Consider the following 9,807-nt stretch of genomic DNA (forward strand, 5'->3'; position numbering starts at 1 on the left):
GGAAAGAAGGCGGCGGCCCGGTGGCTGGTGCCACCGGGCCGCCGCCCTCGTGCTGTTTCGGTCCTACTCGTCCGCGCCTGCGGCGGCGGTGCCACCGAGGTCGGCCGGGACGGCGTCCGGCACGGTGGCCGGCCGGTCCGCGCCCGTGAAGATGAGCTTGGACTTGTCGATGTCCTCCGGATCGCCCTCGCAGTCCACCACCACGATCTGACCCGGGATCAGCTCGTTGAAGAGGATCCGCTCGGACAGGTTGTCCTCGATGTCGCGCTGGATCGTGCGACGCAGCGGACGCGCACCGAGGACCGGGTCGAAGCCCTTCTTCGCCAGGTACTTCTTGGCGTTGTCGGTCAGCTCCAGACCCATGTCCTTGTTCCGCAGCTGGCCCTCGATCCGCTGGATCATGATGTCGACGATCGACAGGATCTCCAGCTGGCGCAGCTGATGGAAGACGATGGTGTCGTCGATCCGGTTGAGGAACTCAGGCCGGAAGTGCTGCTTGAGCTCGTCGTTGACCTTCTGCTTCATCCGGTCGTAGTTGGACTCGGAGTCCTCCGACGCCTGGAAACCGAGCGAGACCGCCTTGGCGACGTCGCGGGTGCCCAGGTTGGTGGTCAGGATGATGACCGTGTTCTTGAAGTCCACGATCCGGCCCTGACCGTCGGTGAGCCGACCGTCCTCCAGGATCTGGAGCAGCGTGTTGAACACGTCCGGGTGGGCCTTCTCGATCTCGTCGAAGAGGACCACCGAGAACGGCCGACGCCGCACCTTCTCGGTCAGCTGGCCGCCCTCGTCGTAGCCGACGTAGCCGGGAGGGGCACCCACCAGCCGGGAGACCGTGTAGCGGTCGTGGAACTCGGACATGTCCAGCTGGATGAGGGCGTCCTCGCTGCCGAACAGGAACTCGGCGAGCGCCTTGGAGAGCTCGGTCTTACCGACACCGGACGGGCCGGCGAAGATGAACGAGCCCGACGGACGCTTCGGGTCCTTCAGGCCGGCCCGGGTACGCCGGATCGCCTTCGAGACCGCCTTGACCGCGTCCTCCTGGCCGATGACGCGCTTGTGCAGCTCGTCCTCCATGCGCAGCAGGCGCGAGGTCTCCTCCTCGGTCAGCTTGTAGACCGGGATGCCGGTCCAGTTGCCGAGCACCTCGGCGATCTGCTCGTCGTCGACCTCGCTGACGACGTCCAGGTCACCGGCCTTCCACTCCTTCTCCCGCTGGGCCTTCTGGCCGAGGAGCTGCTTCTCCTTGTCGCGCAGCTGGGCGGCGCGCTCGAAGTCCTGCGCGTCGATCGCGGACTCCTTGTCGCGACGCACCTGGGCGATGCGCTCGTCGAAGTCGCGCAGGTCCGGCGGCGCGGTCATCCGGCGGATCCGCATCCGGGCGCCGGCCTCGTCGATCAGGTCGATCGCCTTGTCCGGCAGGAAGCGGTCGGAGATGTACCGGTCGGCCAGCGTCGCGGCGGCCACGAGAGCCGCGTCGGTGATGCTGACCCGGTGGTGCGCCTCGTAGCGGTCGCGCAGGCCCTTGAGGATCTCGATGGTGTGGGCCAGCGACGGCTCACCCACCTGGATCGGCTGGAAGCGGCGCTCGAGGGCGGCGTCCTTCTCCAGGTGCTTGCGGTATTCGTCGAGCGTGGTCGCGCCGATGGTCTGCAGCTCGCCACGGGCCAGCATCGGCTTGAGGATGCTCGCCGCGTCGATCGCGCCCTCGGCGGCACCCGCGCCGACCAGGGTGTGGATCTCGTCGATGAAGAGGATGATGTCGCCGCGGGTGCGGATCTCCTTGAGCACCTTCTTGAGGCGCTCCTCGAAGTCACCGCGGTAGCGGGAACCGGCGACCAGGGCACCGAGGTCGAGCGTGTAGAGCTGCTTGTCCTTCAGCGTCTCGGGCACCTCGCCCTTGATGATCTTCTGGGACAGCCCCTCCACCACGGCGGTCTTGCCGACGCCGGGCTCACCGATCAGGACCGGGTTGTTCTTGGTGCGGCGGGAGAGCACCTGCATGACCCGCTCGATTTCCTTCTCGCGCCCGATGACCGGGTCGAGCTTGCCCTCGCGGGCGGCCTGGGTCAGGTTGCGGCCGAACTGGTCCAGCACGAGGCTGGTGGACGGCGCGGCCTCGCCCGGCGTGGCGCCCGCCGCGGCCGGCTCCTTGCCCTGGTAGCCGGAGAGCAGCTGGATCACCTGCTGGCGGACCCGGTTGAGGTCGGCGCCGAGCTTGACCAGCACCTGGGCGGCGACGCCCTCGCCCTCGCGGATCAGGCCGAGCAGGATGTGCTCCGTGCCGATGTAGTTGTGGCCGAGCTGCAGCGCCTCGCGCAGCGACAGCTCCAGCACCTTCTTGGCCCGCGGCGTGAACGGGATGTGCCCGCTCGGCGCCTGCTGACCCTGGCCGATGATCTCCTCGACCTGCTGCCGCACACCCTCCAGGGAGATGCCGAGGCTCTCCAGAGCCTTGGCGGCGACGCCCTCACCCTCGTGGATCAGGCCCAGCAGGATGTGTTCCGTACCGATGTAGTTGTGGTTGAGCATCCGGGCCTCTTCTTGGGCCAGGACGACAACCCGTCGCGCTCGGTCGGTGAACCGCTCGAACATGCCCTCGTGCTCCTCACGTGCCGTGCGCACTCGATCTTGATGGTCAAGAAGTCGTGGCGGGGCCGGTGCGCGGACGACCGGGACGGGCGTCCGTGCCTCCTTACTCTATCGCCGCGGACCGACTCCGCTGAGGTCGTGTGTCCCCGTCGGAAGCCGTGTACGCGTCGTTTTGCACAACCGTCCGCGCTCAGGGGGTGTTCCGGTACCCCTGCCTGTACGCGCAGAGCGAAATTCGACCCCGGTCCCGGACCCGTCGTGCGGGTCGCGCCGGTGCCGACGCGGCCCGGATCCGAGCCGTTCGGGAGTTGTCCACAGGCTGTGGACAGACTCTCCACCGGCTGTGGACAACGACCGTCGGGACGGAATTCTTCCCCCTCGGACGCGACCCCGGGCGGATACGGCGACGCCGGCCCGGAGTCGTGCTCCGGCCCGGCGTCGGTGTCGCCCGTCGGCGGTCCCGGTCAGTGACCGGCCTTCGCGTGGTACTCGTCGACGATCTCCTGGGGGATCCGACCCCGGTCGGAGATGTCCTTGCCGGCCTTCTTGGCCCAGGCGCGGATCGCCTTGTTCTGCTCCCGGTCGGCGGTGGCGCCACCCCGGCCGCGCGCGGCCCGGCCGCCGACGACGACGCCGCCCCTGCCCACCTTGGTGCCGTGGGCGATGTACGAGGCGAATACGTCGCGCAATTTCTCGGCGTTGGAGCTAGACAGGTCGATCTCGTACTGAACGCCGTCGAGCGCGAACTTGACCGTCTCGTCAGCGTCCCCGCCGTCCAGGTCATCGACCAGCTTATGAATGATCTGCTTGGCCACGTCCCACATTCCTTTCGAGCAGGGTGCTCCTGCAAACTGTAAGCACAATAACCCGCGCGGCGCTTGCCGCGTCAATAGGATGCGGTAACGACCCGGTGGAGATGCGCGGCTACTCCGGGCGAACCAGGGGGAAGAGGATGGTTTCCCGAATTCCCAGGCCGGTGAGCGCCATCAAGAGCCGGTCGATTCCCATTCCCATACCCCCGGCCGGCGGCATTCCGTACTCCATCGCCCGGAGAAAGTCCTCGTCCAGCCGCATGGCCTCGTCGTCGCCGCGGGCGCCGAGCTGGGCCTGGGCCACCAGCCGCTCCCGCTGCACCACCGGGTCCACCAGCTCGGAGTACGCGGTCCCCAGCTCGAAACCGAGCACGTAGAGGTCCCACTTCTCGGCCAGCCCGGGCTCGCTGCGGTGCGCCCGGGTCAGCGGGCTCGTCTCCTCCGGGTAGTCGCGGACGAAGGTGGGCGCCTGGAGGCTCGGCACCACCAGTTCCTCGAACAGTTCCTCCGCCAGCTTGCCCGGCCCCCACTTCGGGTCGACCGCCAAACCGACCTTGTCGGCGTACTCCACCAGCCGGGCGCGCTCGGTGCGTGCCGTGACCTCCTCGCCGAGCGCCTCGGAAAGCACCCCGAAGAGGGTCACCGAGGGCCACTCGCCGCCCAGATCGAACTCCCGGCCGTCGGCGTGCGTCACCACGGTCGAGCCGCTGACGGCGATCGCCGCCTGCTGCACGAGATTCCGGGTCAGCTCGGCCATGGTGTCGTAGTCGCCGTACGCCTCGTATGCCTCGAGCATCGCGAACTCGGGCGAGTGCGAAGAGTCGACACCCTCATTACGGAAGTTGCGGTTGATCTCGAAGACCCGGTCGACGCCGCCGACGACGGCCCGCTTGAGAAACAGTTCCGGCGCGATTCGCAGATACAGATCGGTGCTGAGCGCATTGCTGTGGGTCACGAATGGCCGGGCCGCCGCGCCGCCGTGCAGCAGCTGGAGCATCGGAGTCTCCACCTCGATGAAGTCCCGGCCGTGCAGCGTCTCGCGCAGGCTGCGCACGGTCGTGGCCCGGGTACGCACCATCTGGCGGGCCTGTGGGCGGACGATCAGGTCCACGTAGCGCTGCCGGACCCGCGCCTCCTCGCTCAGCGGCTTGTGTGCCACCGGCAGCGGGCGGAGCGCCTTCGCCGTCACCGCCCACTGCTCGACCAGCACGGACAGCTCGCCGCGCCGGCTGGTGATCACCTCGCCGGTCACGCCGACGAGGTCACCGAGGTCGACCAGGCGCTTCCAGTCGTTCAGCCGGTCGGGGCCGACCCGGTCGAGGGAGAGCATGGCCTGCAACTCCGTGCCGTCGCCGTCCCGCAGGGTGGCGAAGCAGAGCTTGCCCGTGTTGCGTACGAAGATCACCCGGCCGGTGACCGAGACCTGGTCCCCCGTGGCGGTGTCGGTGGGCAGCTCGGCGTACTTCTCGCGGATCTCGGCCAGCGTGCTGGTCCGGGGGAATCCGATGGGGTACGGCTCGACGCCCTCGGCGAGCATCCGGTCCCGCTTCTCCCGGCGGACCTTCATCTGCTCGGGAAGGTCGTCGGCGGGATCGACTGGCACGGGGTTCTGCTCGGTCACGGCACGCTTCCTCAGAAGGAGATTTCGGGCGGGGTCAGGCCCCGAGCGTACTCAAGGCCCCAGCGAGGCGTTACGGGATAACCTGCCCGCCATGACGGACCCCACTCCCGCCCTGTCGTTCGGGGTCGCCGCACGCGAGTACGACCGGTTTCGACCCCGCTATCCGGAGGCCGCCCTGCGGTGGGCGCTCGCCGGGGTGGAGGCGCCCGCCCGCGTCGCCGACCTGGGAGCCGGCACCGGCATCCTCACCCGGGGCGTGCTCGCTCTCGGCCACGAGGTGGTGCCCGTGGAGCCGGACCCCGCGATGCGCGCCCAACTGGAGGTAGCCACCCCGGGCACGACTGCCCTGGCCGGCAGCGCCGAGGCGGTGCCGCTGCCCGACGGCACGGCCGACGCGGTGCTCGTCGGGCAGGCGTACCACTGGTTCGACCGGGAGCGGGCGCACGCCGAGGTCGCCCGGCTGCTCCGGCCTGGCGGGACGTTCGCCCCGATCTGGAACACCCGGGACGAGCGCGTCGACTGGGTCGCCGAGTTGAGCCGGATCGCCCACCTCGGCGACAACGCGGGCAGCGTGGTGGAGAAGTACGGCGACTTCGGCTCCGCCTTCGAGCCGACGGAGCTGGGGGAATTCGCCCACACCACGACGCTCACCCCCGACGAGGTGGTCGCGATGCTGCACACCCGCTCCTTCTGGCTGACCGCGTCCATCGACGAACAGGACAGGATCGACCGGGAAATCGGCGAGCTCTTCGCGAGCCACCCCGACCTGGCCGGCCGGGAGTCCGTCGAACTCCCCTACCGCACGTTCGTCTTCCGCGCCCGACGCCGCTGAGCCACCGCCACGCTCAGAGGTTGCGCTCGTAGACCATCCGCAGGCCGATCAGGGTGATCATCGGCTCGTGATGGGTGATCGTGTGGCACTCGTTGATCACCAGCGAGGCCAGCCCGCCCGTGGCGATCACCGCGCTCACCTCGCCGATCTCCTCGATCATCCGCTCGACGATCCGGTCCACCTGCCCGGCGAAGCCGAAGTAGAGGCCGGACTGGAGGCACTCGACGGTGTTCTTGCCGATCACCGAGCGGGGCTTGGCCGCCTCCACCTTGCGCAGCTGGGCGGCCCGGGCGGCGAGCGCGTCGAAGGAGATCTCGATGCCCGGGGCGAAGGCGCCGCCGAGGAACTCGCCCCGGGCGCTGATCACGTCGAAGTTGGTGGTGGTGCCGAAGTCCACCACGATCGACGGCCCACCGTAGAGGGTGTACGCGGCCAGGGTGTTCACCACCCGGTCGGCGCCCACCTCCTTGGGGTTGTCGATGGCGAGCTGCACCCCCGTGCGCACGCCGGGCTCGACGATCACGCTCGGCAGGTCCGCGTAGTAACGGGCGAGCATGTTGCGCAGCGAGCGCAGCGCGGCCGGGACCGTGGAGCAGGCCGCGACCCCGGTGATCTCGACGGCGTCCGCGGCGAGCAGGCCCCGGAACTTCAGGCCCAGCTCGTCGGCCGTCGCCCGCGCATCGGTCTTGATCCGCCAGGAGTGCACCAGCTTGTCGCCGTCGAAGGTCGCCAGCACGGTGTTGGTGTTTCCGATGTCGATGCAGAGCAGCACGCTCGCAGCCTAGACAACGCCCGGCCGCCGGTTCACGCGGTGCGCAGGTCCATGGCGATGTCGAGGATCGGCGAGGAGTGCGTCAGGGCCCCGACCGACAGGAAGTCGACGCCGGTCGCCGCGTACCGCGCCGCCACGTCGAGGGTCAGCCCGCCGGTCGCCTCCAGCTCCGCCCGGTCCCCCACCAGGGCGGCCACCTCGGTGAGCATCTCCGGGGTCATGTTGTCCAGCAGCAGGAAGTCCGCCCCGGCCTCGACCGCCTCCACCGCCTCGGTGACCGTGTCCACCTCGACCTGCACGGGCACGTCCGGGAAGGTCTCCCGGACCCGGCGGAAGGCCGCCGTGATGCCGCCCGCCGCGAACTTGTGGTTGTCCTTGATCATCGCGACGTCGTGCAGGCCCATCCGCTTGTTCGTGCCGCCGCCCGCGCGGACCGCGTACTTCTCCAGGGCGCGCAGGCCCGGGGTCGTCTTGCGGGTGTCCAGCACCATCGCCTTGGTGCCGGCCAGGGCGTCCGCCCAGGCCCGGGTGTGGGTGGCCACCCCGGACATCCGGCAGAGCAGGTTGAGCGCCGTGCGCTCGGCGGTCAGCAGCAGCCGGGTGGGGCCGGTCACCGTGGCCAGCACGTCGCCGCGCGCCACCCGCTCGCCGTCGCGGGCCACCACCGACACCTCGACCGTACGACCGGCGCCGGTCGCCTCGCCGACCAGCTCGAACACGGCCGCCGCCACGGCCAGCCCGGCCACCACGCCGTCGGCGCGGGCCACCAGGTCGGCCGTGTCGGTCTGCCCGGCCGGGATGGTGGCGACGCTGGTGACGTCCAGGAGGTCCGGGCCCAGGTCCTCGGCGAGCGCGGCCTCGACCGTCCGCCGCACCTGCGCCGGATCCAGGCCGGCGTCCCGCAGTGCCCGTTCCGTCGACTCCGTCATCGGGTTCCCTCCCACGCTTGCGTCAGCCGGCCCTGCGCCCCGACCGCGCCGACCAGGTGGCCGTGCCACCGCTCGTCGGCCGTCGGGAAGTCCTCCCGCCAGTGGCAGCCCCGGGTCTCCTGGCGGGCGTACGCGGCGGCGACCAGCGCCGACGCCACGGTGATCAGGTTCGTCGCCTCCCAGTCGGCCGTCCGGGGCCGGCCCCGGCCCTCGCCGAGCCCGGTCAGCACGCCGGCGGTCGCGGCGAGGGTCTCCGCCGAGCGGAGCACGCCCGCGCCCCGGGTCATCGCCCGTTGCAGCGTCGGCGTCGCCTCGGCCGGCACCACCCAGCCCTCGCCGCCCACCCAGGCGCCCGTCGCCGCCGGCTGGGCCTGCTCGGGCAGCCCGGCCGCGATGTCCTCGGCGATCCGCCGGGAGAAGACCAGCCCCTCCAGCAGCGAGTTGCTGGCCAGCCGGTTCGCGCCGTGCACGCCGGTGCAGGCGACCTCGCCGCACGCGTACAGCCCGGGGATGGAGGTGCGGCCGCGCAGGTCCGTGCGGACGCCACCGGAGGCGTAATGGGCGGCAGGGGCGACCGGGATCAGGTCGGTCCCCGGGTCGACCCCGATGGCCAGGCAGGACGCGACGATGGTCGGGAAGCGCCGGGCCAGGAAGTCACCGCCCAGGTGCCGGGCGTCGAGGAACACGTGGTCCGCGCCGGTGGCCAGCAGGACCCGGTGGATGCCCTTGGCCACCACGTCCCGGGGCGCCAGCTCGGCCAGCTCGTGCTGCCCGACCATGAACCGCTTGCCGTCGCCGTCGACCAGGTGGGCGCCCTCGCCGCGCAACGCCTCGGAGACCAGCGGCTGCTGGGCGTGCCCGGCGCCGGGCACGCCGGCGCCGGCCGGGGTGATCAGCGCGGTCGGGTGGAACTGGACGAACTCCACGTCGGTCACCGCCGCGCCGGCCCGCATCGCGAGGGCCACCCCGTCCCCGGTCGACACGGCCGGGTTGGTGGTGGCCGCGTAGATCTGGCCCATCCCGCCGGTGGCCAGGACGACCGCCCGGCCCAGGATGGCGCCCACGCCGTCCTCGCTGCCCTCGCCGAGCACGTGCAGGGTGATGCCGCAGGCTTGGCCGAGCCCCTCCGGGGAGTCCCCGGGGGCGCGCAGCAGGTCCAGCACCAGGGCGTGCTCCACCAGCCGGATCCACGGGTCGCGGCGCACGGCGGCGTGCAGGGCGCGTTGCACCTCGGCCCCGGTGGCGTCGCCGCCGGCGTGCACGATCCGGTCGGCCCGGTGCCCGCCCTCCCGGGTCAGCATCAGCGAGCCGTCCGGGTTGCGGTCGAACTCCGCCCCGATCCGCATCAGCTCACGCAGCCGGGTGGGGCCCTCCTCGACCAGCACCCGCACCGCCGCCGGGTCGCAGAGCCCGACGCCGGCGATCTCGGTGTCCGAGGCGTGCGCGGTCGGTGTGTCCTGCGGGTCGAGCACGGCGGCGATGCCGCCCTGCGCCCAGCGGGTCGACCCCTCGTCGATGTCGACCTTGGTCACCACGGTGACGTGCAGCCCCGCCTCGCGCAGGTGCAGCGCGGCGGTCAGGCCCGCCACCCCGGAACCGACCACGATCACGTCGGTGGTCTCCACCCAGCCGGGCGGCTCGGCCGAGCTGCGGGGCGCCTTCGCCGACTGCGACGGCCGGGCGACCGGTCACGTGGGCGCCGACTGGCGGGCGGGGCGGCTGCGGCTGGCGGTGGCGGTGCCGTCCGGGGCGGGCTGGACGGCGGGCGCCCGCTGGTACCGGTGCGACCTGACCGAGGTGAGCACCGTCGAGGCCGCCGCCACGGTGGTGGTCCGCACCGGCAGCCTCCGGGACGCGCTGCGGGGGCCGTCCCCGCTACGCCTCGGCTGCCAGCAGGCCCGCTCCCGGGGCGGTTCGGTGCGGACGCTGCTCCCGGTCGACTGCGCTGCCCGGCACGACGCCGAGTTCGTCGGGGTGTGGCGGGCGCCCGACCGCCCGTACCCGACCCGGGCCGCCGACTGGGCCCCGCTGTACGCCGGTTGCCGCTCGGTGCTCAGCCGCTACGTGGGGGTGCCCGACGACGCCGACCTGCGCTTTCGCAGCGGGGTGGTGGTCCGTCCGCCGGGAACGGTGATAAGGGGACTGCCGGAACGCGCGGAATCACCTCGGGTAGACTGGTGCGGTTGCCACGGCGAGGGTGCCCGGCGGGCCGCTGAGAAGCGCCGCACGGAGGCACCGTCATCGACGCG

7 protein-coding genes and 1 pseudogene are annotated in these 9,807 nt (G+C 71.5%); 2 read left to right on the forward strand and 6 right to left on the reverse strand.

The features are described from left to right. Positions 1-63 precede the first annotated feature (63 nt). The 3 genes from F6X68_RS25860 to lysS form a co-directional block, all read right to left on the reverse strand. Positions 64-2,595, reverse strand: coding sequence for an ATP-dependent Clp protease ATP-binding subunit (locus F6X68_RS25860; protein WP_151456722.1), 2,532 nt, complete (start codon positions 2,593-2,595; stop codon positions 64-66). A 461-nt stretch (positions 2,596-3,056) separates the two neighbouring features. Further along, positions 3,057-3,407 (reverse strand): Lsr2 family protein, encoded by a 351-nt coding sequence (locus tag F6X68_RS25865; RefSeq protein ID WP_165947879.1) that lies wholly within the window; start codon positions 3,405-3,407, stop codon positions 3,057-3,059. A 109-nt stretch (positions 3,408-3,516) separates the two neighbouring features. Continuing rightward, the gene (lysS, locus tag F6X68_RS25870; protein WP_151456718.1) at positions 3,517-5,025 is read right to left on the reverse strand and encodes a lysine--tRNA ligase; all 1,509 of its coding nucleotides are present in this window, start codon (positions 5,023-5,025) and stop codon (positions 3,517-3,519) included. 91 nt (positions 5,026-5,116) lie between these two features. Here lysS and F6X68_RS25875 point away from each other — a divergent pair, with 91 nt between their 5' ends. Then, a complete protein-coding gene (locus F6X68_RS25875) occupies positions 5,117-5,857 on the forward strand; it encodes a class I SAM-dependent methyltransferase (protein ID WP_151456719.1) in 741 nt (246 codons plus the stop codon). Positions 5,858-5,870: 13 nt separating this feature from the next. Here F6X68_RS25875 and F6X68_RS25880 read toward each other — a convergent pair whose 3' ends face one another. The 3 genes and pseudogenes from F6X68_RS25880 to F6X68_RS25890 all read right to left on the reverse strand — a co-directional run. Next, complete coding sequence (locus F6X68_RS25880; protein WP_151456720.1) at positions 5,871-6,629, reverse strand: type III pantothenate kinase; 759 nt, start codon at positions 6,627-6,629, stop codon at positions 5,871-5,873. A 32-nt stretch (positions 6,630-6,661) separates the two neighbouring features. Then, positions 6,662-7,558 (reverse strand): carboxylating nicotinate-nucleotide diphosphorylase, encoded by an 897-nt coding sequence (gene nadC / locus F6X68_RS25885; RefSeq protein WP_151456721.1) that lies wholly within the window; start codon positions 7,556-7,558, stop codon positions 6,662-6,664. Then, positions 7,555-9,213 (reverse strand): annotated as a pseudogene (locus F6X68_RS25890) (L-aspartate oxidase); the annotation flags it as partial. The gene nadC and the pseudogene F6X68_RS25890, both read right to left, overlap by 4 nt. On the opposite strand from F6X68_RS25890, the gene F6X68_RS25895 reads away from it, so the two are divergent. Then, on the forward strand, positions 9,095-9,807 hold a 713-nt coding region (locus F6X68_RS25895), incomplete at its 3' end, for a septum formation family protein (RefSeq protein ID WP_370518986.1). The pseudogene F6X68_RS25890 and the gene F6X68_RS25895 sit on opposite strands and share 119 nt — an antisense overlap.

Origin of the sequence: Micromonospora sp. AMSO12t (assembly GCF_008806585.1) — a bacterium.
GTDB classification, from domain to species: Bacteria; Actinomycetota; Actinomycetes; order Mycobacteriales; family Micromonosporaceae; genus Micromonospora; species Micromonospora reichwaldensis.

Coding starts and splice junctions, on each gene's coding strand:
- F6X68_RS25860 (WP_151456722.1), bottom strand. CDS start 2,595: ATGTTCGAGCGGTTCACCGACCGAGCGCGACGGGTTGTCGTCCTGGCC.
- F6X68_RS25875 (WP_151456719.1), top strand. CDS start 5,117: ATGACGGACCCCACTCCCGCCCTGTCGTTCGGGGTCGCCGCACGCGAG.
- nadC (WP_151456721.1), bottom strand. CDS start 7,558: ATGACGGAGTCGACGGAACGGGCACTGCGGGACGCCGGCCTGGATCCG.